At 45.5% G+C, this 24,497-nt stretch carries 21 protein-coding genes; 17 read left to right on the top strand and 4 right to left on the bottom strand.

The genetic code is table 11. The annotated features are described in order from the left end of the window. Window positions 1–156: 156 nt before the first annotated feature. Together KME11_06420 and KME11_06415 are read left to right on the top strand one after the other, a co-directional pair. Complete coding sequence (locus KME11_06420; protein MBW4514844.1) at window positions 157–1,188, top strand: permease; 1,032 nt, start codon at window positions 157–159, stop codon at window positions 1,186–1,188. 61 nt (window positions 1,189–1,249) lie between these two features. After that, complete coding sequence (locus KME11_06415; GenBank protein MBW4514843.1) at window positions 1,250–2,005, top strand: TIGR03943 family protein; 756 nt, start codon at window positions 1,250–1,252, stop codon at window positions 2,003–2,005. 105 nt (window positions 2,006–2,110) lie between these two features. Here the strand turns inward: KME11_06415 and KME11_06410 are convergent, their stop codons facing one another. Next, window positions 2,111–2,341 carry a hypothetical protein gene (locus KME11_06410; GenBank protein MBW4514842.1) on the bottom strand — a complete coding sequence of 77 codons (231 nt, stop codon included), beginning with the start codon at window positions 2,339–2,341 and terminating at the stop codon, window positions 2,111–2,113. Window positions 2,342–2,883: 542 nt separating this feature from the next. On the opposite strand from KME11_06410, the gene KME11_06405 reads away from it, so the two are divergent. Then, window positions 2,884–4,224: a hypothetical protein gene (locus KME11_06405; protein ID MBW4514841.1), complete on the top strand. Its 1,341-nt coding sequence runs from the start codon at window positions 2,884–2,886 to the stop codon at window positions 4,222–4,224. Between the two features lie 519 nt (window positions 4,225–4,743). Beyond that, window positions 4,744–4,986 carry a hypothetical protein gene (locus tag KME11_06400; GenBank protein ID MBW4514840.1) on the top strand — a complete coding sequence of 81 codons (243 nt, stop codon included), beginning with the start codon at window positions 4,744–4,746 and terminating at the stop codon, window positions 4,984–4,986. A gap of 127 nt (window positions 4,987–5,113) precedes the next feature. Here KME11_06400 and KME11_06395 read toward each other — a convergent pair whose 3' ends face one another. Both KME11_06395 and KME11_06390 read right to left on the bottom strand, forming a co-directional pair. Then, window positions 5,114–6,865 (bottom strand): endonuclease, encoded by a 1,752-nt coding sequence (locus tag KME11_06395; protein ID MBW4514839.1) that lies wholly within the window; start codon window positions 6,863–6,865, stop codon window positions 5,114–5,116. 485 nt (window positions 6,866–7,350) lie between these two features. Next, window positions 7,351–8,058 (bottom strand): GAF domain-containing protein, encoded by a 708-nt coding sequence (locus tag KME11_06390; protein MBW4514838.1) that lies wholly within the window; start codon window positions 8,056–8,058, stop codon window positions 7,351–7,353. An 809-nt stretch (window positions 8,059–8,867) separates the two neighbouring features. Here KME11_06390 and KME11_06385 point away from each other — a divergent pair. The 10 genes from KME11_06385 (at window position 8,868) to KME11_06340 (ending at window position 20,066) form a co-directional block, all read left to right on the top strand. Beyond that, window positions 8,868–9,863, top strand: coding sequence for an AraC family transcriptional regulator (locus KME11_06385; protein ID MBW4514837.1), 996 nt, complete (start codon window positions 8,868–8,870; stop codon window positions 9,861–9,863). Between the two features lie 100 nt (window positions 9,864–9,963). Next, a complete protein-coding gene (locus KME11_06380) occupies window positions 9,964–12,603 on the top strand; it encodes a TonB-dependent siderophore receptor (GenBank protein MBW4514836.1) in 2,640 nt (879 codons plus the stop codon). Window positions 12,604–12,617: 14 nt separating this feature from the next. Further along, window positions 12,618–13,604: an iron-siderophore ABC transporter substrate-binding protein gene (locus tag KME11_06375; GenBank protein MBW4514835.1), complete on the top strand. Its 987-nt coding sequence runs from the start codon at window positions 12,618–12,620 to the stop codon at window positions 13,602–13,604. Beyond that, window positions 13,601–13,984, top strand: coding sequence for a DUF1636 domain-containing protein (locus KME11_06370; GenBank protein ID MBW4514834.1), 384 nt, complete (start codon window positions 13,601–13,603; stop codon window positions 13,982–13,984). Before KME11_06375 ends, KME11_06370 begins: the two co-directional genes overlap by 4 nt. Window positions 13,985–14,065: 81 nt before the next feature. Further along, on the top strand, window positions 14,066–15,040 hold the full coding sequence (locus KME11_06365; protein ID MBW4514833.1) for an AraC family transcriptional regulator: 975 nt from the start codon (window positions 14,066–14,068) through the stop codon (window positions 15,038–15,040). Between the two features lie 166 nt (window positions 15,041–15,206). After that, window positions 15,207–17,864, top strand: coding sequence for a TonB-dependent receptor (locus KME11_06360; protein MBW4514832.1), 2,658 nt, complete (start codon window positions 15,207–15,209; stop codon window positions 17,862–17,864). Between the two features lie 22 nt (window positions 17,865–17,886). Then, window positions 17,887–18,933 carry an iron-siderophore ABC transporter substrate-binding protein gene (locus tag KME11_06355; GenBank protein ID MBW4514831.1) on the top strand — a complete coding sequence of 349 codons (1,047 nt, stop codon included), beginning with the start codon at window positions 17,887–17,889 and terminating at the stop codon, window positions 18,931–18,933. Window positions 18,934–18,938: 5 nt separating this feature from the next. Then, window positions 18,939–19,307 carry a DUF1636 domain-containing protein gene (locus KME11_06350; protein MBW4514830.1) on the top strand — a complete coding sequence of 123 codons (369 nt, stop codon included), beginning with the start codon at window positions 18,939–18,941 and terminating at the stop codon, window positions 19,305–19,307. A 59-nt stretch (window positions 19,308–19,366) separates the two neighbouring features. Continuing rightward, window positions 19,367–19,645 (top strand): hypothetical protein, encoded by a 279-nt coding sequence (locus tag KME11_06345; protein MBW4514829.1) that lies wholly within the window; start codon window positions 19,367–19,369, stop codon window positions 19,643–19,645. A 4-nt stretch (window positions 19,646–19,649) separates the two neighbouring features. Then, complete coding sequence (locus tag KME11_06340; GenBank protein MBW4514828.1) at window positions 19,650–20,066, top strand: PIN domain-containing protein; 417 nt, start codon at window positions 19,650–19,652, stop codon at window positions 20,064–20,066. A 96-nt stretch (window positions 20,067–20,162) separates the two neighbouring features. Here KME11_06340 and KME11_06335 read toward each other — a convergent pair whose 3' ends face one another. Then, window positions 20,163–20,321: a hypothetical protein gene (locus KME11_06335; GenBank protein MBW4514827.1), complete on the bottom strand. Its 159-nt coding sequence runs from the start codon at window positions 20,319–20,321 to the stop codon at window positions 20,163–20,165. A gap of 37 nt (window positions 20,322–20,358) precedes the next feature. Here KME11_06335 and KME11_06330 point away from each other — a divergent pair, with 37 nt between their 5' ends. The 3 genes from KME11_06330 to KME11_06320 all read left to right on the top strand — a co-directional run bounded on the left by KME11_06330 (window position 20,359) and on the right by KME11_06320 (window position 24,481). After that, entirely contained in the window at window positions 20,359–20,574 is a 216-nt protein-coding gene (locus tag KME11_06330; protein ID MBW4514826.1) for a DUF1636 domain-containing protein, read from the top strand. Between the two features lie 81 nt (window positions 20,575–20,655). Next, complete coding sequence (locus tag KME11_06325) at window positions 20,656–21,675, top strand: AraC family transcriptional regulator (GenBank protein ID MBW4514825.1); 1,020 nt, start codon at window positions 20,656–20,658, stop codon at window positions 21,673–21,675. Window positions 21,676–21,853: 178 nt separating this feature from the next. After that, window positions 21,854–24,481, top strand: a complete 2,628-nt coding sequence (locus tag KME11_06320; protein ID MBW4514824.1) for a TonB-dependent receptor — start codon at window positions 21,854–21,856, stop codon at window positions 24,479–24,481. The last annotated feature ends 16 nt before the right edge of the window (window positions 24,482–24,497 follow it).

Genomic DNA, 24,497 nt, shown 5'->3' with positions numbered 1-24,497 from the left:
GAGCATTTTCACTGTTTAGGATGCCCAAAAATGGGTCGTTCTCAATCCTGCTGCTGATCCCGTTGTTGATCCCATTGTTGATATCATTGACCCCATTGAGGTATAGAATGTTCTTCCTGAACCGCTTTCCTAATCTCTATAGACGATCGCTGACTCATGAATCAGTTAAATAGTGTTTTGACGCTGTTTTTCAGCTTGCTAGTGGAGGCAATGCCTTTTTTGTTGCTAGGTGTTTTATTCTCCAGTGCGCTGCTGTTGTTTGTAGATGAGCGTCAGCTAATTGCATCTGTGCCTCGCAATCCTCTACTTGCCGCTTTTGTGGGGAGTTTAATTGGCTTTATTTTTCCAGTTTGCGAGTGTGGCAATGTGCCTGTAGCGCGACGTTTGATGGTGCAGGGTGCGCCTATTTCGATGTCGATCGGGTTTTTGCTGGCGGCTCCAACGGTTAACCCAATTGTGTTTTGGGCAACTTGGACAGCATTCCGAGATCAGCCGGAAATTGTATTCATGCGGGTGGGTTTTTCGCTGCTCATCGCCACGGTCGTGGGCTGGGTGTTCAGTACTCAAAAAGACTTGCGCCCATTATTACAACCTGCGATCGCTCGTTCAATGCCTGTTCCCCGGTATCGTAGCAGGCGCGGGAAAAAGGACAAGGAGTCAGTTTCAGACTTATTGCAATCTGGCACGTTTATTTTAGGACAGTCGGGTAAGCTCCAGCTAGATGGAGACCCGTTACAGGCAGCGGCTTTGGTGGCAAATCCGGTGTTGTCGAAGCCAATTCCAGTGCGGCTTCAGATGATGTTGGATAACGTGGTTCTAGAACTGCGAGAACTCGGCGGAATTTTGGTTATTGGATCAGCAATAGCGGCGATCGTTCAGGTTTCAGTACCGCGTGACGTGATTTTAAGTTTAGGGCAGGATAATGTTACATCGATTTTGGCAATGCTGTTGCTAGCCTGCATTATCTCTATTTGTTCAACGGTAGATGCTTTCTTTGCGTTATCTTTTGCTTCTGTGTTTACAAGTGGGTCTCTATTAGCATTCCTGATTTTTGGTCCAATGATTGACTTGAAGAATATTGCTTTGCTTTGGTCAGTGTTTAAAGGACGCGCTATTTTCTATCTTTTTGCTTTGGCAGCGCTGTTAACATTTCTTGTTGCGTTACTCATTAATCTTTACGTTAGCTAATTCATCCATGGTTCCTACCGAATCCTCTCGCTTACCGCGTTTCTCTCGTTTGCCGCTCCTGATGGCGTTGCTTGATACTGCTGCCATTCTGACTTGGAGCTTGCTGCTGTTAAAGTTTTGTTGGACAAAGGAAATTAATCTGTTGCTGCACCCTGATTATGTGTGGCTGGCTTATGTCGCAGGATTCTTCTTGATGGGATTGGGATTGTATAAGATAGTGAAGTTGGTGGGGCGATCGCTTAATCGTTCTTCTCGACGATTAGCACGGGCGCGGGCACAGGCGGCTGAGGCAATGCCACACTTTTCATTGTTTCCGTTTGGGAGTGGATTGCTGTTAGGGGTGGCGTTATTTGGGCTAAATTTTACGCCTCAGCCGTTTGCCAGCCAGACTGCACTTGACCGAGGCGTGACGGATACGTTGACGTTGACGCGATCGCAGCCGCAGTCGTTTCGCAGTAAAAGCAGACCCGAAGAACGAACGTTAACCGAGTGGGTGCGGACGCTCAATGTTTATCCAGAGCCGGATGCTTACAAGGATCAAAAAGCAAAGATTGAAGGGTTTGTAATTCACGTCAAGGATCAGCCCGATGATGTTTTAACGTTGTCTCGCTTTGTGATTACTTGCTGTGCGGCAGATGCCTACCCGATCGGGATTCCGGTGAAGTTGAAGGGAAGTCGTTCTACTTACGCGCCTGATCAATGGCTGCGGGTAGAGGGAAAAATGGCAACTCAGACTTTAAGTGGTAAGCGGCAGTTAGTGGTAATGGCGACGGCTCTAACGAAGATTCCTAAGCCAGATGCGCCTTACGAATATTAAGTCTCTGATCGTCGAAAGAGCGGTATGCGCCTAGAACTTTAGTGCATACCGCTGTCATCCCGTTGTTTGGTTAGCGACCCCTTGCGGGTGTCTTAAAGCGCGCGCTTACAATGCCAAGCGATAACGGATCAGCACGCTCATCACTTCACCTGGGTTCGGGGCAGGCAATAGCCCACTCCAGGTTCCCGCTTCCGCATAGCCCCGCTGATGTAATTCGTGGATGTTCTCGCGCACGCCATCCGGGGAGCCAATCAGCAACACTGCCAGTTGTTCTCGCTGAGGAATTGGTTGGGGCAACGCAGCCCTCTGAGCGTCAACCGCCGATTGAATGGGCAATTTGCTTCGTAGCTTGCTTTTCAAGCTTGTATTCATTGGTTGTCATCCTTTGAGTTTCGGGGTACAGAAAACCCAAAACCTAGCCGCCCATCAAGTCGTAGCGAATCAGGGCGGCTAGGGGATGTTAAAATCTCCGACAGCCACCAGACTGCTGAGTACAGTTTGGGGGTTAGCCGTCCATCTGCTGCTGCTAACAGCGATGGGCGGTGCTAGGTTTTTGGGGTCTGACTGTGTTTCATTGCACACAGCCTTAGCTTTGGAGAATACCGAGATTTGTCAGTGAAAGTCAAGGGGCAAAGGGATTTTTGTAGCATTTAGTAGAGCGGCTCGTTTAGAAAGTTGGGTCTCTGTCTAATTCCGACAATGGGATATCTAGACAGAAACGGCTTACTCTAATTACAACTCGTGCCACTCACACTTCCAGTCTTGGCAATCGTTTACAAGGTTATCTGTTACTATTTAGGTCTAACTTAAGTAAGGTTGCTAATAGGCAATTACTTGAGTTTGTCGATAAGTGCCAAATCATTACCCTAGCTCATTTGATGGTTTTTAATTTCAAGCATCCAAAGTCCAAGCGGATAGCAAAAAATATCTGGGAAAACGTCTTATTAAAAACTAATCAGTACTTTAGCGATTCCCAAGAAGCTATGAAGCTTTCATTGGTTGAGGTAGCTACATATAAATTAAGGATGAACTCTGGAAGCTATATTTATCCCAAAGAGAGAGCACGAGAAGAGATTAGGAATTTCGCTAAAGCTATTTATGCAATCCCTGAAATTAAAAATAGCTATAGCTTTGGAACAGTTTATGAAAGCGTTAAGTATGAGCTTCAATCAGAACTATCTTTTATTGAAGAGTCAAATCATCCGAGAGAGTTTGAGGAGGTGTTAAAGACTTTGTTTTGTAGAATTGATTCAAAATTAAAGCTCTATGATTTTTACTTTTCCTTAGAAGGTATTAAGCTAATTGGCATCTCAAAAATAGATTTTGGTTCAATTCAAATATTAGAATTTAATCAAGAGGTAATGAATGAAGTCTTATCTACAGGCGATGATACAAACCAAAACGGTACATACACAGAGTTTATAGAGAAAAATTTTTTAAATAGAGTTTGTATAAGGTGCCGTTGTTCGGGCGACTCTAAATCTTCTAAGAAGCTTGCAGAACTTAGAACAAGAGAAACAATTAATTATTTTAGATATCTGATATGCCTTCTTTTCTATAAACGCATACATGAAAATTTACTGAAGATTAATGTTGTATCTGAAACGTATGTTGATGAAAACCAAGTTTTAGCTAAAGAAGCATTTTCTGGAAATCTTTCCTTTCACTGGAATGTAACAAGAAAACCGTCACAAGACTTCCCTGTCAACCAAGAAAGACTGAATGAAATTAAAGAAAAACTTTACTTTGATGAAATTGTTAGAATACTGAATATGAATAGTAATGACCGGGCACAGCTAGAAGGATGTCTGTTAACAGCAATGTATTGGTCAGGTGAAGCTCAAAATGAATTTGATTGGGATATTTCATTCCTAAAGTATTGGACTGCCCTTGAGTGTATATTTTCACACAAAGAAAAAGGTGTTGCTGGCGCTTTAGCGCGCGGCATCTCTGCTCTAGCTGCTTTTAGCGACTATCAGTTCATAACATCAGATGAAATTGATGTTGTTTATAGTTCAGTAAAAAGTCTTTATGACAAGAGATCAAAGATAGTTCACAGAGGCTTAAGAAATAGTGTAGATGAGGCTGAACTTACAGAAATATGTAAGTATGCATCATGGACGATTTTGAGTTTAATGAGTCTTATCTCAGTTGGATATAGAGATGTTGCTCAACTCGATGCACAGATCGCTAAGCTATACGAATGTCGTCCACATTGAGTATAGAACTAGCTTCTAAAGAGCAATAACTATATATAGAATCTCTAATTCGTTGTTGCGATTAACTAAAATGGAAGGCTATAAGGCTATAAAGTTAGGTTTTTCTTATTCCTAATCTTCACTCAAGGAACGAGAAAAATCATTTTGTCAGTGATGTAGAATTGGAGGGTTGAGCGATCGCATTAAAGTACTTCGCTTAGTCTCTTCTGAGAATAGAGAAAGGCAGCCCTTAGGAAGAAATCTGTGAACTACCCCTGTAATTGAACAGATTGTGGAGGTAATGCGATCGAAATTCCACCTAAGCTACATTAGACTGAGCGGCTTCTGCTTCAAGCTTAGAGAGATCAGCGGCGGCTTCTGCAAGATATTGGGCAATATTGGTACAAATGCTCGGATTGGTTTCGCGTTACAGTTCTTGGTAATGGAAGGTGAGGCGTAGACGACAATCTTGTAGAAATGTCGGATCAATAGCATATCGTTAAGATTCACGCATTGGGAGACTCCCTTTGGATTTTGTGGATGGAGCCTAGAAACGATGGAAATATAGATCCACTTTTTCTGATTGCCGAAGCTCCACTCAGAATTGAAAATGCGATCGCGTTACAAATAAAGGCGATCGCCAATCTAAAGAACGAGAGCCTAAGACTACGAATTCCAGCGTTGCTGAATGAAAGTATGAACCTGCTCAAAGCCCCTTTCCTTCAGGAGAGGGGTTGGGGAGAGGTTTATCTCGCTGCGTTAGCCACTCAACCTAACCCCTAGCCCCTGCCCTGCGAGGGCAGGGGAAACGGATTTTCATACTTTCATTGGTCGAGAAATGCATTTACTTATTTGCCGAAAACGGAAGTCTCAAACTATTTCCCAATAGAGTTAAGACTTCCTGTATTTTCTAGCGGCAATAGGTTCGTTTTGACAGTGTAGAATCTAACACAAATGGATTCTCATTACCTTGAAGTGTTCTAGCGATCGCACGACTGCGAGTCATCTCAATGGCATCAACTGGATCATCCGCTTGCCATCTACAAAGCGTATCTTGTTGTGCCTCAAAGAAATTCTCATCTGCTAGTTCTGGATACACTGTGCGGAAATAGAACATTACGCGAGCAATGTCTCCTTTCTTCGCTTCTCGTGGTTCAAAAGCTCCCCTTTTGAATTCACTATACTTGTCAATATCCTGTGGACTGGGTTTGACAAATAGTTCGTCATCATCAAGGTACCAAGATGTGGTTTGGCTATCAGGAATATCTGCAAATGGAAAGTTTGCCCGATCGCTGTTAACCTCTGCTCTTGAGGCAAAAAGGTTATGTAAATCGCTTTTTGCGGGACCCTTAGCTCCCATGCTTTGCGGCCATACATGTTCTGCATTAATTCTATGTTGCGCAGCTTCCTCTCTAGGTTTAGCCGAATTTTTTTTGATTGAAACACTATAGCCGCTGTAGATATCTGTGACTATCCCGCCTTGGTTATCTATTTCCGTATAGAGTAGGTCTCTGGCACTGCCGTAACCAAGACTGATACGAGGAGAGTAAAGCCGATCTAGCTCTTCCAGTAAATTGTCTCCTGTAATACCAGGAAGAATTGTGTTTGACGTAGCGGCTGGTGGGTTAGGACGAACCACAGGAGACGGTTGAATAGGAGCAAGTGCCCCAGGGGCAGATAGAGTAAATCGAGCAATCACAGGGTCATGATCGCTAGCTGAGTTACGTATACCTGCATTAATGTGAACAGCCTCTATCTCAGGATTCCCATTACTAAATAAGTTTTGGGTAATCAGGATCTGGTCAATTTGCTCCTTGCTCCCTCTAAATATAAAAGAAAAGCGATCTGCCAATGGAATATTGTCTACTAAATTTTTCAGATTAGTTCCGGCAAGGGCTTTTATTGGTTGGGAATTCGGAGTATCGTTCAGATCGCCAAGAACAATGATGTTTGCCGTTGAGTCAGTATTCAGGCGATTTACAATAAATTTGTTAACAATTCTGGCTTGAGCTATCCGCTGTGTGTCGGAAGCCGCTCCCCCACTTTTGGAAGCAAAGTGGTTATTAATTAGGGTAAGGGGAATATTGTTAAACGTAAATTCACCCACTAAAGGCTTGCGGCTCTCCAAAAAAGCTGGATCATCTGCAAAACGTTCAAGTTTCTCTAGCTTAACTCGTTGAGGATTGAACAAAAAGCTTACTCGGATATTGCCACCCGGTTGACCTCCATCCTGTCCGTTCTCAGGAGAAATTTCCTGATATTGATAGGTTAGACCTCCGGCAGATTCGATGGAATCAGTCAGAGTTTTGGCAGTCAGATCAGCGTCAACCACTGAACTCAGTTCGGCTCCATCATTGTCCTGTACTTCTTGCAAAGCAATGATGTCCGGTTCTTTAAGATTAGTAACAATCTGGTTTGCTAAAGCTACAAACTTACCGCTTTGCACATCATCATCAACGTTTCTGGCTGTATTGCCATCAACCTTGGAGACTGCTTCCTTTTTGGGATCAAGGTTTTCGACATTGAAGGTGGCAACTGTTAGTTGCGAAGGCTCTCCGACTAAGGAGGTAATTTCTACACCATAGGCAATGCCTGAAGGAAGGCAAAATGCAAGAAAAATTATCAGCCATATTGTCTGTATGGCTCTTCTTGTAAAACTCACGAGTATTCTCCCTAAGTACAGTACAAGTTGAAACTAAATTCAGTTGGGGTATTACAGATGTAGATACTACATTAGCGATGGAGCAGGCTTATTCTTATTGAGAAGGTCTTGACCTAACTAAACTACTCTAATAAGGGTTAAATGAGCGAAATTTTTACTTTATTCCTACTGTTACAATCCTTATAGTTTGAGCAACTCCCTCAGAGTCTGTTATACAGCGATCGTCAGTTCTGCTGCCGTCAGTTCTCCTAGTATCTAGGCGGGTGAGTAATCGTGCCCATAACCTCAACAATTTTCTCAGCTATACCAAGAAGTTGAGCGTCCTGCGAACGCTGACTGATGAACTGCATCCCGATCGACAAGCCGTTTTGAGTTTATCCGATTAGACCCAATCGGATAAATAAATGTGTCCTTAATCACCAGGACACCTACTATCAACTTCCGCAATAATCCCCTCAGCCTGTTATGTGTGGAACACGACCTGATTAAGGGTCTTTTAGCAAAACCATGGCTACATCAGGGAAGTGCTCTTGCATACAATTATTGCAAATGCCATGGGTAAACTCCACGGTTGAATGCTGCTTAATGAATTGCTCAACCGTTGACCAATAGCCTTGGTCATCGCGAATGCCTTTGCAGTAAGAGCAAATGGGAATCAGCCCTTCCATCTGCTTAATTTTGTCGAGAGATTCAGCAAGTCTTGCCGAAACTCGCCGTAATTCTAGTTGGGCAACAACCTGTCTTGCCAGTGACTCCAGCGCTGTCTTCTGCAACTCTGACAACGATCGCGGCTGTCGATCAATGACACAAAGAGAACCGAGAGTATGTCCCTCTGGGCTGATCAGCGGGGCACCAGCGTAAAAGCGAATTGATGGGTCGGAGGTAACGAGAGGGTTATTGATAAACCGTTGATCACAAAGAGCATCATTTACTACCAAGGTTTTATCACTTAAAATGGTGTGACCGCAAAACGAAATATTCCGAGCAGTCTCGCTCACCTCTAAGCCCACTTTGGACTTAAACCACTGCCGATCTGCATCTACCAGGCTAATGAGGGCGATCGGAACCTCACAGATGAACGAGGCTAATAAAGTGAAGTCATCATACGCTTGTTCCGAAGGCGTGTCTAAGATCTGATATTGTCTCAGGGCTTCAAGTCTCGCAGCTTCCTGATCCGGTTTTCGGGCTTCCATCGCAAAACCTCTGTTTGTCCAACTTCTAGGATTGCAGTTATTAGCAAGATTGGTCACTTTGACAAGATGGTCGCTCAACCGAGCAATGAATTAGCCATTCTTTGCCTGACCTATGGGGCTAATTGTAACCTCCTTGAGTTTAACCTTTAGAGTTATCCCTCTGGCGATCGTTTTTTTATAGCATCGTCGCGGTGATTTGAAAGATGAGGTAGGGCGCGAACCAGCTTCTAATAGGATAAACAGGAATTTCTGTAGCTTTTGGACACCCAACGTTAAGCTTTCAAGTTTCACTACAATTGGCTTGCGATCGTTGCCTGCTCGGTTGGATGAAAGCCAGAAACTGCTTGATAACTCCTTTTCTGACCACCGACTTAAGCTAGGACAGACTTCATGGTTTTTTCAACTTGATGGAATAAATTCAAAAATAGGCACGATGATTCCTGAGCAATCCTGAAAGTTATTTGCTAAGGCAGGGGTTTCAGCATTTTCTGTGATTCCAAAAGCACCCGCAAAGTGGTTTGTGTAGGCATAGCTGATGCCTATAGGGCTGTGTTCCAGCTAACAACGTCAGTGCATCAGTGCCTTGGATTGACAGGCGATCGGGGTACTGAGTTCAAGGGTATCTGCAACCGCTAACCTTAGCTGTTATGTGCCAAAATCAGGCAGTAGACGCACAACCGAATTCCCTTTACTTTAGCAAATTTTAGGCTCGTGCCTAACTGTGCAACTGCTGTTCTGGATTGCAATCCTGCTAGAGATTAAGGTATTAATAATAGGAATGATTTGCAATTAAACATAATCACGTTAATATGGCGATCGCACTCTCTCAATCTGACTACTGGGCATTGTTTCAAGATGTAGAAGAACAAAATGCCTTTAGTGATGATAAGTTTGATATCACTTGGAAATATCCTGAGCAATTGGGTCAGGGCTATTGGCGCGAGATTAGATTGCGGGATGGCGTGGAATTGGCGATCGCTCACTATCAGCTGCATGACACTGTCACGATGCAATTACCGGAGAGAGAGCATCCTTTGGAGTACAGCTTTCATCTGGCGGGTGGATACAAAAATCAGCAGAGTTCTGCTCGTACAGGGCAATATTCCCTGTGTGGTAGTGGGTTAGCTCCCGTCGAAACCAGCGAATGGGTTAACACTGAGCAGATAGATGTCAATGTCCATATTGAGCAAGAGATATTCACAACTTGGTTAAATCAAACCGCAGAGTCTGTTCCACAAGAGTTACAGCATTTAATTAAATCTTCTTCTCAAATTTATTACAATCGTTCTGGCACAACGACAGGCATGATGCAAACAGCAGTGCAGCAAATTCTCCATTGTCCCTTTCAGGGTATTACCAAGCGGATGTATTTGGAGAGCAAAGTTTGGGAATTGATGGCGCTGTTAGTAGAAGAAGAATTAAAACTGCGCGACAATAAAAAAACTATTTCTTGTGCTTATCCATTGAAACCCGATGATGTTGATCGAATTCATCAAGCAAAAATAATTTTAATGCAGCGCTTAGATAATCCACCCTCTTTAATGGAATTGGCGCGACAGGTTGGATTAAATGATTGCACGTTGAAGCGAGGCTTTCGTCAGGTGTTTGACACCACTGCGTTTGGTCTTTTACATGATTATCGGTTAGAGCAAGCTCAACAATTGCTGGAAGAACGCCAATTAAATATTTCTGAGATTGCTCAAGCGATCGGTTTTGCCAATCGCAGTTATTTTGCGTCTGCATTTCGTAAAAAGTTTGGGGTAACACCCAGAGAGTATTTATCTAGCTATAAAAATTCCGCCTAGCGTTCAAAAAATTCCGTATAGTGGTCAATGCGATCGCCAATCCACTACTGTTTACTACTATTCTATTGAGAATAATTCTTGATTTAATTAATTTACGGCGGTGTGTGGCGTGGTTTTCAACCAAATTTGGCGATCGGCAAGATTGGCATTCATGTTATTGCTCATGGCTTCTCCTGCTTGGGCAGAAGTTAATCCTGCTAGCGAAGAAACTGGGCGATCGGCACCTGTGGAAACGAAAGTGCAGGAAGAACCAGTCGCAATAACGGTTACTTCCCAGCTAAGTGAAGAGAATCTCAGTGAACTGGATCGTCCCGCCACGACGGTTGCAGAATGGTTGGCTCAATCCACTGCTGTACCTGTGCAAATTACAGGAGTGCAATTAAATTCAACGGCGCAAGGGTTGGAATTGCAGCTAGAAACCACTGGAGAACTGTCTCAATCTGCTGCAACTTCGGTCGTTGGCAATGCGTTAATTGTCGATATTGATAACGCGACGTTAGCGTTAGTAGATGGCAACGAATTTCAATCCGCAAATCCTATTGAGGGCATTGCATTAGTTACTGTTACCAGTCTCCCTGGCGATACCGTTCCGGGAGCGCTTCGCGATCGCGTGCGGGTGGCAATTACAGGAACGGATGCGCCTCCCACAGCCGTAGTCAGGACGGAAGCACAAGGGTTGGTGTTGAGTGTGAGTCTGGGAACAGAAACAACAGAAACAGACGAGGATGCGATTCAGGTCGTGGTGACGGGTGAGCAGGATGAGGGTTATACACCGAACAATGCTACAACTGCAACGCGAACCGATACGCCACTGCGCGACATTCCACAATCCATTCAAGTCATTCCGCAGCAATTGCTACGGGATCGACGGGTCGATCGCGTCAGTGAGGCGTTGCAAAGCGTCAGTGGAGTGCAGGTAGACGATGGTTTTGGCGGTTCGCTTGATCGCTTCAACATTCGCGGCTTCCAATCAGATGTATTTTTAGAAAATGGTTTCCGACGCAATGCGTTTAGTTCGATTGGTATTGCTGATGCCGAGTTAATTGAACGAATTGAAGTACTAAAAGGGCCTGCCTCTGTTCTCTACGGCAACATTGAACCCGGTGGCGTGGTGAATATCATTACAGAGCAACCGCTTTCGGAGCCGTTTTACACCTTTGAAGCATCAGGTGGCAGCTTTGGTTTTATCAGTCCCAGTCTTGATTTGACGGGGCCGCTCGATAACGATGGCGAGCTACTTTATCGCTTAAATGCATTGTACGAAGTAGAAGATGGATTCCGCGACTACGACCAGAATATCCATCGCTTTGTGATTGCACCCTCTCTAACGTGGAATATCAGCGATCGCACCACCGTTACCTTTGATGCAACTTATGCGGAAGCCGATCGCCCTTTCGATCGAGGCATTCCTGCCATTGGAGATGGAGTTGCTGACATTCCGCGCGATCGATTGTTTCAAAATCCTGATACAATCGCCAGCACAGAGGAACTCAGCACCAGTTATCGTCTAGAACATCGTTTTAATGACGACTGGACGTTACGCAATGCTTTTCGCTATTTGTCAGTGGACACCTTTGATTTTCGTTTAGAGTCTTGGACAATTGAAGATTCTGGCAGATTGGAGCAACGCTGGCGATCGAATGATGATTACGCTGAATCCTACGTGTTCCAAACCAATGTTGTGGGCAAGTTTGAAACTGGAGCGATCGAACACGCACTGCTGGTAGGAGTGGATTTAAATCGGGCAACGACTAGGGGTCAGCAGCAACGGCTGCCCGGCGATCCTGGCTTCTTCACTAATATTTTCACCGCAGGAGCAGTCAATACACCCAAGCCCGGCTTGGAAGAATTGACGCTGATCGTGCGAAATGGCAACAGCCGACAAGATAACTTAGGAATTTATTTGCAAGATCAAATTTCCTTTACAGACAATCTGAAGCTACTACTTGGGGGTCGATTTGATATCTTTGATTACCGATCGCTGGATATTACAACAAACACGACGACCGAAGATACTGTAGAACGATTTACGCCGCGTGTAGGAATTGTGTATCAGCCGATTCAACCCCTGTCTCTCTATGCCAGCTACAGTCAGGCATTTTCACCCAACCTGTTTGATGCCACAGTGGACGGTTCAATTCTTGAGCCAGAAATTAGTGAACAGTTTGAGATTGGAATTCGCGGCGAGTTTTTAGACAGTCGCTTAATTGCAAATTTGGCAGCGTTTGAAATTACCAAACAAAACGTGGCGGCTCCCGATCCCAATAACCCAGATTTTTCCCTAGGTGTAGGCGAAATCCGTAGTCGTGGCATCGAATTCGATATTGCTGGAGAAATTTTGGATGGCTGGAATGTGATCGCCTCCTATGCCTATATTGATGCCGAAGTTACTAAAGAGTCGTTTATTCCTGAAGGTAATACACCTGACAACGTGGCAGACCATAGCGCCAGCCTGTGGACAACCTATGAGATTCAAACTGGAACGCTGCAAGGATTAGGGTTTGGATTAGGGCTATTCTACGTGAACAATCGTCCAGGTGATTTTGAAAACACTTACGAGCTTTCCAGCTATCTGCGTAACGATGCTGCTATCTTTTATCGACACGATAATTGGCGAATTGCCCTGAACGTCCAGAATCTCTTCGATGTAGACTACATCCGTTACAGCGAAGGATTTAGAGAAGCCAATGCACCCGGAGAACCTTTATCAGTCGTTGGTTCAGTATCAGTCACGTTCTAGATGGCAAGACAATTATGCGGTTTATTCCTCGTTTTTTGCGCTTTTTAACGCTGATGATTCTGGCGATCGGCATCGCTACCGCCTGCGCATCTGCACCTAATCAAGTCTCTTCGCCTCAATCGAAAGACTGCTACAGGGTTACTCATGTAATGGGGAAAACTTGCATTCCAAAGCAACCTCAACGAGTGGTGGTATTAGACACAACAACCTTTGAGTTTGCGATCGCCCTCGGCATTAAACCGATTGGCGCTACGCTTTCAGATGAGTTTGCATCACAGGTGCAACAAGATCTAATAGGGATTGAGGATATTGGCAATGTAGGCGAACCAAGCCTCGAAAAGATACTAGCACTTCAGCCCGATTTAATCATAGGACAAGATTATCACCAAACGATCTACTCTCAATCCTCACAAATTGCGCCTACAATTTTGTATGGATTTGAACACAGTGGTCAATGGAAAGATGTTTTTATGGACGTTGCTCGGATACTACAAAAAACAGAAATTGCAAAACAAGTAATGAATGACTATGATAAGCGACTGGATCAGTTCAGACAGAAAATGGGAGAACGCTTAAAGCAAACAGAAGTCTCTGTAGTTCGCATCTATCCAGACAGCGTGAATCTTTACCTGAAAGAGTCATTTTGCGGCACGATTTTGCAGGATGCTGGCTTGCTGCGCCCTGAAGCCCAAAACATTTCTGCATCAGAAGCAAAAAAGCGATTTGACAATGAAATTCAAGTTTCCATTAGCCGCGAGTTGCTGCATCAAGCAGATGGTGATGTAATGTTTATCTGGACAGGTGAAAACACGGCGGAAGCCAACCAACAAGCTCAACAAAAATTAGCGGAACTCAAGTCTGATCCACTTTGGCAAGGCTTGAGAGCAGTAAAACAAAACAAAATTTATCAGGTGCCAAGTTATTGGATCGGAAGTGGAACGACTGCTGCCAATTTAGTGATTGATGACCTGTTCAAGTATCTTGTTGAAACTCCATTATGATGACAAAACATACGCTATTTGTTTGCAAATCCTGTAGCGCATCGATCGCCCATGATGATGTCACCGAAGAGACAATCACAGAAGGAGTGCTGTTACTCAATCAGTTACAACAACTCAATCAGAATCAGTCTGAGCATAATAAATTAAATGTTCAAGCTGTAGGATGTTTATGGACGTGCGATCGCCCTTGTTCTGTCACTTTTGCTTGTCCTGAAAAATACACCTATCATTTTGTCGATCTACCTGCTGAGGCGATCGCTGATGCGTTGCTGCAATTCAGTCAAATTTACAGGCAAAGTGAAGACGGCTACGTGTTGCCAGCTAAAATACCTCAGTCCTTACGATCGCGTTTATTAGTTCGTGTTCCGCCTGTTTCTTAAAAAAATCGGCGATCGCTTCAAGTGATTAGCGAACTGTGCAAGAATATTGAGAATTAGTTGCAACTAGCCGAATCTCACAATATGGCGATCGCCCTTTCACAATCTGACTACTGGTCGCTGATTCAAGAGAGTGCAGCAGATGAGCACACTGTATCTACTGCGGATCAGTTAGACATCACCTGGAAGTATCCATCGCTTTTGGGACATGGCTCTGTGCGAGAGATTAGCTTGCGAGAGGGATTGGTGTTGGATATCGCAGACTATCAAACCCATGACGATATCATCACCCATTCTTTCGACTGCGAACATCCGCTTGAATACACCTTTAACCTTGCAGGCGGACATCAAGCTTCGGCTGATGCTATTCTTTACCACCTCTACGGCAGCGGCATTTCACCGGGAGAGCATTGGAAACAATTTGCTAACCAGCGAAGCATGTGGGTAAGCGTTCACATTGAGCCGGAGGTATTTCAATCGTTTGCAGGCAACCCTAATGGAGAGGTTCCCGCCGCGCTGCAACACTTGATTGGCGATCGCAATCAGGAATACTACGTCCGTCCGGGGCAGGCGACACCAGCAATGCACATCGCCTTGCAGCAAATTTTGCACTGTCCCTATCAAGGATTTACCCAGCGAGTGTTTCTAGAAAGCAAAGTGTTGGAATTGATGGCGTTATTGCTGGAGCAGGAGGTGGAAACTCAACAAGGCAAACAATCTCCTGTCTGGCTGAAGCCCGATGATGTCGATCGGATTCACCACGCTAAAGCCATCTTGTTGCAGAATTTAAACAATCCACCGTCTTTGACGCAACTGGCACGGCAGGTTGGCTTAAACGAGTGTACCCTGAAGCGCGGCTTTCGTCAGGTGTTTGGTACGACGGCATTTGGCTATTTGCATCACTATCGGCTAGAGCAAGCTAGACAACTTCTCACCACTGGAGAGATGACGGTTGCTGAGGTTGCTCGGTCTATAGGGTTTGCCCGCAACTACTTTACCAAGGCATTTTGTCAGAAGTTTGGCTGTACGCCTGGAGCCTACCGCAAAGGGCATGGATAGCGCTTCAGCATTAGTTTAAGCAAAAATTCCGTCTAGTTCACAAAAATATTCCGTTGAGCAGACATTGCGATCGCCTATCTGACCTCACACTCCGGTAATCTATTTGAGAAATATTCTTATTACCGGGCTGGCGACTAACAAACCGCTGGCTCTGATAGTATCCCAGGTGTGTGGAGTCATGGTGAATCGATTTGTACAACTCGTGGTTTTATCGGGTATTTTTTCACTACTTGTTGTCCCCAGTGTTTTGGCGGAAGAGGAAATCGGGGATAGGCAATCTGGAAGGGAGGAGTCATTGGTGGTCGATCGTGGGTTGCTACGAAACGAAGGACAGTTAACCAGTGACGTACAAGATCCCTTAACTCTAGAAATCCCACATCTCAACGACCTTGAGCAACCCGCAACCACTGTGGATGAGTGGATGGCTCAAATTGCCCAAGCACAGGTGCAGGTGACAGGGGTGCAGGTGACAGCAACCGATACGGGTTTAGAAATTACGCTGGAAACGTCTGAATCTTTGGAGACTCCTTCTACCTCGGTGGTGGGAAATGCGCTGATTGTGGATATTCCCAATGCGGTGCTGGCACTGTCAGAGGGCGATGAGTTTCAGGCAGCAAATCCGACGGCAGGAATTGCGTTGGTGAGCGTGACCAGTTTACCGGGCGATCGCGTTCGGGTGGCAATTACCGGAGTGGATGCGCCGCCTACTGCTAATTTGAGCGTGGAATCATTGGGATTAGTGTTAGCTGTTACGCCTGGAACTGAAGCGGCAGAAACCGATGAGGATGCGATTCAGGTTGTGGTAACGGGAGAGCAGGATGAAGGCTACAGCCCATCTGATGCCACAACTGCAACCCGAACAGATACGCCATTACGCGACATTCCTCAATCCATTCAAGTCATTCCTCAGCAGGTATTAGAAGACCAGCAAGTCATTCAGCTTCGAGAGGCGACCCGCAATGTGAGCGGAGTGATTGAAGGCAGCAATTTTGGTAATAGTGGCGATGCATTTTTGATTCGGGGTTTTCAAACCAACAATGTTCTATTAGATGGTATTGAACTAGGTACATCTAATCTAGGAAATAATAGCAGTTTTAGAGAAACCGCAAATATAGAAAGGGTAGAAGTGCTCAAAGGTCCGGCGTCTGTTTTGTATGGCACCCTTGAGCCAGGCGGTATTATCAACGTTGTCACAGAACAGCCTTTAGAAGATCCATTTTATGAAGTCGAACTTCAAGCTGGAAACTTTGGTTTGCTTCGTCCTAGCATTGATTTGTCTGGTTCACTCAACTCCGATCGCACTGCACTTTATCGGTTGAATGCGGTTTATCAAACGGCTGATGATTTTCGTGAGTTTGATCAGGGAATTGAGCGAATTTTTGTTGCCCCTGTACTCAGTTTAGCCATTACTGACAATACAGATTTAACCTTAAACTTTGAGTATCTCTACGATGAACGTCCCTTCGATCGCGGCTTAGCTGCCATTGGTGATGAAATCGCCGATATCCCATTCGATCGAATTTTGGGCGAACCGGATGATGTTAATATCAGGAACCAGTATGTGGCTGGCTATCGCCTAGAACATCGGTTCAGCGAAAACTGGCAACTCCGGAATGTCTTTCGCTATATTTCGACAGAGCGTACAACGAGAGCGTTTCAAAATAGGGGCAATCTGAACGAAGAAACAGGTGAATTAGCAAGAGACATTACTGACCAAAATGGTACTATCGAAGGCTATGCTCTGCAAACCAATCTTGTAGGTGAGTTCTCTACAGGCTCGATCGAACATACCCTTTTACTAGGGGCTGATTTCTCCAGAGAAACGAATGATTTTGATAATCGATCCGCGCTTGAGCGTAGTATCATCAACATTTTTGACCCAGTTTATGGTGCTCCCAGACCAAGCCGATCTGAGCTTGAAAATGAAAGACAGTCTTTGTTCGGAGGAACAGTACGGGCTTTTGGACTTTATCTGCAAGATCAGATTGCATTGACAGATAATTTAAAGCTACTCGTAGGTGGACGTTTTGACATCGTCGATCAAGATTCTTTCTTTACATCTGTTTCTGCTGGAGATGTTCTCTCAGATACAACTGACCAACAACAAGACGAGGCATTTTCTCCCCGCATCGGGATTGTCTATCAACCCATCGAACCACTTTCCCTTTACGCCAGCTTCAGTCGTTCCTTTGCCCCCAACTTTGGTACAACCGTTGAAGGAGACATCCTCGAACCTACACGCGGTACGCAATATGAAGTTGGTGTTAGAGGTGAGTTCTTTGAAAATAGACTGACGACCAACGTGGCAGCCTATTACCTGACCAAAACTAACATTGCGGCTACAGACCCGGATAACCCGGACTTCAGTATTGCAACTGGAGAGCAGAGAAGTCAGGGAATTGAACTAGATGTGATTGGCGAAATCCTTTCCGGTTGGAATATTATTGCCTCCTATGCCTACACAGATGCCGAAGTGACCGAGGATGAAGGCAGTCCGTTAGAGGGAAATCGACTGGCAGGTGTACCAAAACATGCCGCTAGTTTATGGTCAACCTACGAAATTCAAAGCGGAGACTTGCAAGGGTTGGGCTTTGGACTAGGACTATTTTTTGTTGGCGATCGACAAGACTTAGAGAATTCCTTCAGCGTTCCAAGTTATCTCCGTACCGATGCCAGTCTTTTTTACCGACGAGACAACTGGCGAGCGGGCATCAATGTTAGGAATCTCTTTAATATCGACTATACTGAAGCCGTCGATGATCGAGCGGTAATTACGCCAGGCACACCTTTTACCATTGTCGGTTCAGTCTCAGTAACATTCTGAAGAGTTAGGGGTAAGAGAAGCTGTGAACTTTCTGCCGAGAAGTAAAGGAATTCTGTGGGTGCAAGGTTTTAGACAAGTTACTCACTTCCGAGTTTCTGGCGTTTTTTTTAAGTATTTCTGGTTCCATTTACTGATTTTGATCACCCTGATTCTTTGTCTAGTTTCAGCCTGTGGTAACAACGTTTCATCAGATAGCGTCTCTGACTCACCACTTCAAACATCAGATTGTCGAATCGTTGAACACGCTATGGGCGAAACCTGTGTTCCTCTTAATCCTCAGCGCGTGGTGACAATTGACCCATTCTCACTTGAAAACGTTTTGGCGTTTGGAATACAGCCTATAGGAGTTGCCATGTCCCCAGACTGGCTAAACGATCGAGACTATTTGCGCGATCGCCTATCTGGCATTGAAGCAGTTGGCAACTTTACTCAGCCGAGCCTGGAAAAAATTCTTGCGCTTAAACCAGACCTGATCTTAGGGCTGACCGAAGATGAAAAAATATACTCACAGCTTACGAAAATCGCCCCTACTGTTTTATTTAACTTTGAAAGCAGCGGACAGTGGAAAGATATCCTGATGCATAACGCAGAAACGCTTGGTATGACAGATGTGAAAAACCAGCTTATGGTATCTTATGGCGATCGCTTAGCCGACTTCAAAGCTCAAATGGGCACTCGCTTGCAACAGCTTGAAGTTTCTATTATTCGGATTTATCCCAACACGATCTCAATTTATACTAGCGATACCTTTGTTGGCTCAATCATAGAAGACGCTGGATTGGCTCGTCCGCTTTTACAAACCCCAACTGGACAGTTAGACATCTCTAAAGAAAGTCTGCAAATTGCTGACGGAGACGTGATCTTTTTGTGGAATAATGAGTCCGGGCAATCTCAGCAAGAGGTGCAAACTGAAATTGCCAAACTCAAAGCTGATCCACTCTGGCAACGACTCAAAGCTGTTCAGCAAGGACAAGTTTACGAGGTGCCTAGCTATTGGATTGGTAGCAGTATTCTATCTGCAAATGCCGTAATTGATGACCTTTTCAAATACCTAATTGAAGAACAATAAGAGTCATGGTTAAACACGTCTTATTCATCTGCAAATCCTGCAACGCCGAGTCTGATCAAGACCAAACTACAGACCCATCCGACGGCTCCAAACTGTTGAACAAACTCCAGAACCTACATCAAACCTGGACGCACCAAGCGGATCTGGAAATTCGAGCAGTTGGATGTCTGTGGACGTGCAGCCATCCCTGCGCCGTTGCCTTCTCCGCCACCGATAAAGCCACCTATCTCTTCACCAACCTCCCTGCAAATGAAGCCGATGCGCTGCTCCAATTTGGCGAACTCTATCTCAACAGCCAGAATGGAGACATCCCCTGGAAGCAATTTCCTGAAGTGTTGCAATCAGCAGAGGTGGCTAAAATTCCATCGGTCTAAAGGGCAGTGGGCGCTAAACTGGATTAGCACTCAATTTAGGGTATGAGAGAGGCTTCAGGATGAGAACCATAGAAACCATCGCCGTGGTCGATCGTGAGGGAAAGCTCACGATTGAGTTAGCCTCAGATTTGCCGCCGGGAACTCATCGAGCAGTGGTGGTGATCAACGAAGCATTGTTAGCACAAGCAGCAACTAACGGAGAACCGACAGCGCAATCAGCAGTAGTTAAAACAGCCTGGATGGTTTTACGCGCTCATGCCGGAACAGTAGAGATGCCAGAAGACTGGTCTAAAGAGCATGACCACTATCTCTATGGCACTCCAAAGCGAGAGTCTTAAATAGATGAGCCAAAGCCGTCTTTTTCTTGACACAGTGTTTATTCAAGCCCTCTACAATTCCCGCGATCGGTATCATGCTAAGGCGCTGGCTCTGTTGCCTCAGGTTGAAGCAGCAGAGGTGTGGATTACAGAAGCCATTTTAATTGAAGTAGGCAATGGTCTGAGTGAGGTGAATCGGCAGGGAGCCGTTGAATTTATTCAGTTGTGCTATCAAACTCCAAATATTCATGTCATGAGTGTTGACACAGCATTACTCGATCAAGCCTTACAGCTTTATGCTGCTCGTAATGACAAGGACTGGGGCTTAACAGACTGCATTTCATTTGTGGTAATGAAAAATCAAAACCTGAGTGAAGCTGTTACTGCTGATGAGCATTTTGTGCAGGCAGGTTACCAAGCGTTGCTACGAATGAATAACTAAGCAATGGCAAGCAGCTTTTTGAGCGGCTGATATATTCAACCTTCATCGCTATCAAGTTCTTGCAGGGCAGCACTCAAGCTGAGCGGAACTTCATGCTTAACGTCTTGTTATCGCTCGATATAGCCATTCATCTTCAAGCGCTTCGAGTAGCCGCCGATAATCATCTACTTGCAAGACAACCTTGCAGACTTGACCACTATTGTCAGTCAAAAATTCTTCAACAAAGGGGTAGGCGTTTGCTGGTATCTGTGTCATATGAGAACTGCTGAGTATGCCACGGTTGCCTCTTTAGATTAGCTCAAATCAAACTCAGCGAGTTTATGCCATTGCCTTCTCTGCCGCAGACAAAGTCACCTATCTCTTCACCAACGTTCCCGCAAATGAAGCCGATGCGTTGCTGCAATTTGATCAACTTTATAGGCAAAGTGAAGACGGCTACGTGTTGCCAGCTAAAATGCCTGAGTCCTTACGATCGCGTTTATTAGTTCGCGTTCCACCTGTTTCTTAAAAAAATCGGCGATCGCTTCAAGTGATTAGCGAACTGTGCAAAAATATTGAGAATTAGTTGCAACTAGTTCAATCTCACAATATGGCGATCGCACTCTCTCAAGCTGACTACTGGGCATTATTTCAGGAAAGTGTAGAAGGTAAACAGCCTGCTTCTGATGAAGTTGATATCATTCGGAAATACCCGTCGCAGTTAGGACATGGGTTTTGGCGAGAGGTTGATCTGCGGGAAGGATTATATCTGACCATTGCTGACTATACGCTGCATGACGATGTGATTTCAGAAGCACCCGATCGAGAACACCCACTGGAATATATGTTTTATCTCTGCAATAGTTCCACCAGCGGCGATCGCGTCTTCAGGGCAGGGCAATATAACTTCTGTGGTAGCGGTGTAGCCCCCAGAGAAATCAGCCGATCCTTTGCTCAGGAACGGCACTTAACGGTTAATGTCCATATTGAACCAGAATTATTTGGCAACTTCTTAGGCAACCCAGCAGATCAACTTCCTCCTGAGTTAAAACACCTGATTCAGCAGTCCACTCAAGAATACTATTTTCGCTCTGGTCTCACCACAGTACCCATGCAGGTGGTCTTGCAACAACTGTTGAATTGCCCTTATCAAGGTATCACCAAACGCCTGTATCTAGAATGCAAAGTTTGGGAATTGTTGACCTTGTTAATTGAGCAAGAGTTAGATATTCGCAGCGGCAAATCTCAAGTTTCATCGTTTCTGAAGCGAGATGATGTCGATCGCATTCACCATGCCAAAGAAATTCTCCTCAACCGTTTAGACAATCCGCCTTCTTTGTTGGAGTTGGCTCATCAAGTTGGACTGAATGATTGCAAGCTCAAGCAAGGTTTTCGTCAGGTGTTTGGCAAAACGGTGTTTGGATATCTCCACGATTATCGATTGGAGCAAGCCCAACAATTGCTGACCACTGGACAAATTAATATCCGAGAAGCCGCGAAAGCAGTCGGCTATACGAGTCAGAGCGCGTTTGCTGTGGCATTCAAGAGGAAATTTGGCGTTAATCCTAAATTATTTCAGAAATCCACGGTTTTGTCTGTTTCTATGTCGAATCAGTCTTCAACTGCATGAGTGTGGGTTGACAAAAAATCCGTTTGAAAACAAAAAAAATCCGTTTGAAGCTAAAAGTACCTGCAAGTTAGATCTTATTTCCCGGTAAGCTTATTGAGAAAGATTAGTAATAGCAGGGAGCAGCAATGATTTCGCCCACTCCCTGTACTTTCCCATTGCTCATGAGGTGTGTGGTGTGATGTTGAATTTGTTGTGGCGATCGTCGCTTATTGCAAGCTTGTTCTCGGTGTGGTTGGCTCCATTTGCTTGGGCAGAGGTGAGCTTGGAGGGAATAGAAAATAGGGATCAGGAATGGGGAATTAGGGATCAGGGCGAAGAAGAGATAAGAGATAGACCAGAACCGCAAATCGATGAAGATTTTTTTTCATTCGCTACTCCCCACTCGCTACTCCCCACAGTCAGCGAACTTGAGCAACCTGCAACAACGGTTGAGGAATGGCTGGCACAGATTTTGGTGCAAATTACAGGAGTACGATTAAACCAAACTCCAGAGGGAGTAGAGGTCATTCTGGATGCAACAGGGCAATTGCAGCCTGCTTCCCCTTCTATTGTGGGCAATGCGTTGATTATTGATATCTCAGATGCAACACTGGTCTTGCCAGATGAGGATGAATTCCGGGTAGCCGATCCAAGTGAGGGAATTGCGCTAATCAGTGTGACCAATTTGCCCAATAATCGGGTGCGAGTTGCCATTACAGGAACAGATGCGCCGCCTGTGACTGAGGTAAGCACGGAGGCTCAGGAATTGGTGGTGAGTGTGACATCGGGTGAACCGGGAGAAGTGACAGAGGAAGACGCGATTCAGGTGGTGGTGACTGGGGAGCAGGAAGAGGGATATCAGGTCGATGAGGCGACGACCGCCACCCGCACCGATACACCACTGCGAGATATTCCCCAATCGATTCAGGTGGTTCCCCGACAGATTCTCGAAGACCAGCAGGTAATTCAACTGGAAGACGCGGTTCGCAACGTCAGCGGGGTCGTCCCAGGCAACACGTTTGGGAACACGCAGGATGGTGGCTTCGTGATCCGGGGGTTTCCAGCCTTTGATTTGTATTTACGTAATGGCTTCAGAGACAACGCTCAAGGCATTCGAGAATTTGCCAATATTGAACGAGTCGAAGTGCTGAAAGGTCCAGCCTCGTTACTCTATGGCAATCTGGAACCGGGAGGTGTGATCAACTTTATTACCGAAATACCGCTGTCTGATCCCTACTACTCCGCAGAACTAAAGTTGGGGAATTACGGCTTTGTGCGTCCGTCGATCGATTTTTCGGGCCCTTTAAACGACGATGAAACTCTGCTGTATCGCCTCAATGCGGCTTACCTGAACGAAGACGGGTTTCGAGATTTTAGCCGCGCCACCGAACGATACTTTATTGCTCCGGTGTTGACCTGGCAAATTAGCGATCGCACCGATCTGACACTGGAATTTGATCATGTGCGCGACGAGCGCCCCTTCGATCGCGGCTTAGTGGTCATTGGCGATGAAGTGGCAGATATTCCCATCAGCCGAATACTGGGCGAGGAAGATGATTTCCGGCAGGTGGAAGAAGTTGGCGCAGGATACCGTTTTGAGCATCGCTTTAGCGACAACTGGCGGGTGCGAAACGCTTTCCGGACGCTGTTTAGCGATTCCTTAGACTCTGCCTTTCAGCCTGATAGTTTGGACGAGGAAACGGGGATATTGACGCGCAATTTGCGTTCCAATGATGACCACCGCGAGAGTTTTGCCCTCCAGACCGAGCTAGTGGGAGAGTTCTCAACGGGATCGGTCGACCATACCCTGTTATTGGGCGTAGACTGGAGCCGAAACACCCAGCGCAGCAATACCAGAGCCGCCGAGTCTACTCCATCGATTAACATCTTTGACCCAGAATACGGTGCCTTCCGACCTGAGCGATCGGATCTGCCGCTGCTGACTATCGATCGCTTCAATGCCACCAACACAGTGGGCTTTTTTATCCAGGATCAAATTGACCTCTTAGACAACTTGCATCTGCTGATCGGTGGACGATTCGACATTATTGATCAGAGTTCTTTCAGTTTTCTGAGCGGTACTGGCAGTGACCAAAACGAAGAGGCTTTCTCTCCCCGAATTGGCATTCTCTATCAGCCGATCGAACCCATTTCACTCTATGCCAGCTATAGCCAGTCGTTTCAGCCTAATGTGTTTACCCAATCCGATGGTTCTTTTCTGGAACCCGAACGGGGACGACAGTTTGAGGTGGGCATTCGCGGCGAATTTCTAGGCGATCGCCTGATTGCAAATTTGGCCGCGTACCATCTGACCAAGACCAACGTGGCTACTACCAATCCAGACGATCCCAACTTCTCGCTGCCCTTGGGTGAAGTCAGAAGCCAGGGGATTGAATTGGATGTTGCAGGGGAAATCTTATCCGGTTGGAATATCATTGCCTCCTATGCTTACACGGATGCCAAAGTCACAGACAGTGGCGATGATCCCTTCTTTCCGGAGGGATTACGCAACGCCAATGTTGCTCCCAATACGGCTAGTCTCTGGACAACGTATGAGATACAAACTGGAACGCTCCAGGGATTGGGATTTGGTATTGGCTTATTCTATGTCGATAATAGACCCGGTAATTTTGATAACACCTATGAATTACCCTCTTTTATCCGCACGGATGCGGCTGTCTATTATCGTCGTGATAACTGGAGAGCCGCGCTTAACATCAAGAACTTGTTTGATGAGCGGCATTTTGCAGGGGCAGATTTTGGAACCAACACAGTTAGACCGGGTGAACCCTTGACGATTGTGGGCAGCGTATCGGTAGAGTTTTAGAAAAATGTAGCAGAGA

Origin of the sequence: Timaviella obliquedivisa GSE-PSE-MK23-08B (assembly GCA_019358855.1) — a bacterium.
Classification (GTDB): Bacteria; Cyanobacteriota; Cyanobacteriia; order Elainellales; family Elainellaceae; genus Timaviella; species Timaviella obliquedivisa.
This window is presented reverse-complemented; position numbering and strand designations above follow the sequence as displayed.

Bases quoted from the DNA above. Each gene is read 5' to 3' on its own strand.
- KME11_06420 (MBW4514844.1), top strand. From the start codon at position 157: ATGAATCAGTTAAATAGTGTTTTGACGCTGTTTTTCAGCTTGCTAGTG.
- KME11_06415 (MBW4514843.1), top strand. From the start codon at position 1,250: ATGGCGTTGCTTGATACTGCTGCCATTCTGACTTGGAGCTTGCTGCTG.
- KME11_06405 (MBW4514841.1), top strand. From the start codon at position 2,884: ATGGTTTTTAATTTCAAGCATCCAAAGTCCAAGCGGATAGCAAAAAAT.
- KME11_06400 (MBW4514840.1), top strand. From the start codon at position 4,744: ATGGAGCCTAGAAACGATGGAAATATAGATCCACTTTTTCTGATTGCC.
- KME11_06390 (MBW4514838.1), bottom strand. From the start codon at position 8,058: ATGGAAGCCCGAAAACCGGATCAGGAAGCTGCGAGACTTGAAGCCCTG.
- KME11_06385 (MBW4514837.1), top strand. From the start codon at position 8,868: ATGGCGATCGCACTCTCTCAATCTGACTACTGGGCATTGTTTCAAGAT.
- KME11_06375 (MBW4514835.1), top strand. From the start codon at position 12,618: ATGCGGTTTATTCCTCGTTTTTTGCGCTTTTTAACGCTGATGATTCTG.
- KME11_06370 (MBW4514834.1), top strand. From the start codon at position 13,601: ATGATGACAAAACATACGCTATTTGTTTGCAAATCCTGTAGCGCATCG.
- KME11_06365 (MBW4514833.1), top strand. From the start codon at position 14,066: ATGGCGATCGCCCTTTCACAATCTGACTACTGGTCGCTGATTCAAGAG.
- KME11_06350 (MBW4514830.1), top strand. From the start codon at position 18,939: ATGGTTAAACACGTCTTATTCATCTGCAAATCCTGCAACGCCGAGTCT.
- KME11_06345 (MBW4514829.1), top strand. From the start codon at position 19,367: ATGAGAACCATAGAAACCATCGCCGTGGTCGATCGTGAGGGAAAGCTC.
- KME11_06340 (MBW4514828.1), top strand. From the start codon at position 19,650: ATGAGCCAAAGCCGTCTTTTTCTTGACACAGTGTTTATTCAAGCCCTC.
- KME11_06335 (MBW4514827.1), bottom strand. From the start codon at position 20,321: ATGACACAGATACCAGCAAACGCCTACCCCTTTGTTGAAGAATTTTTG.
- KME11_06325 (MBW4514825.1), top strand. From the start codon at position 20,656: ATGGCGATCGCACTCTCTCAAGCTGACTACTGGGCATTATTTCAGGAA.
- KME11_06320 (MBW4514824.1), top strand. From the start codon at position 21,854: ATGTTGAATTTGTTGTGGCGATCGTCGCTTATTGCAAGCTTGTTCTCG.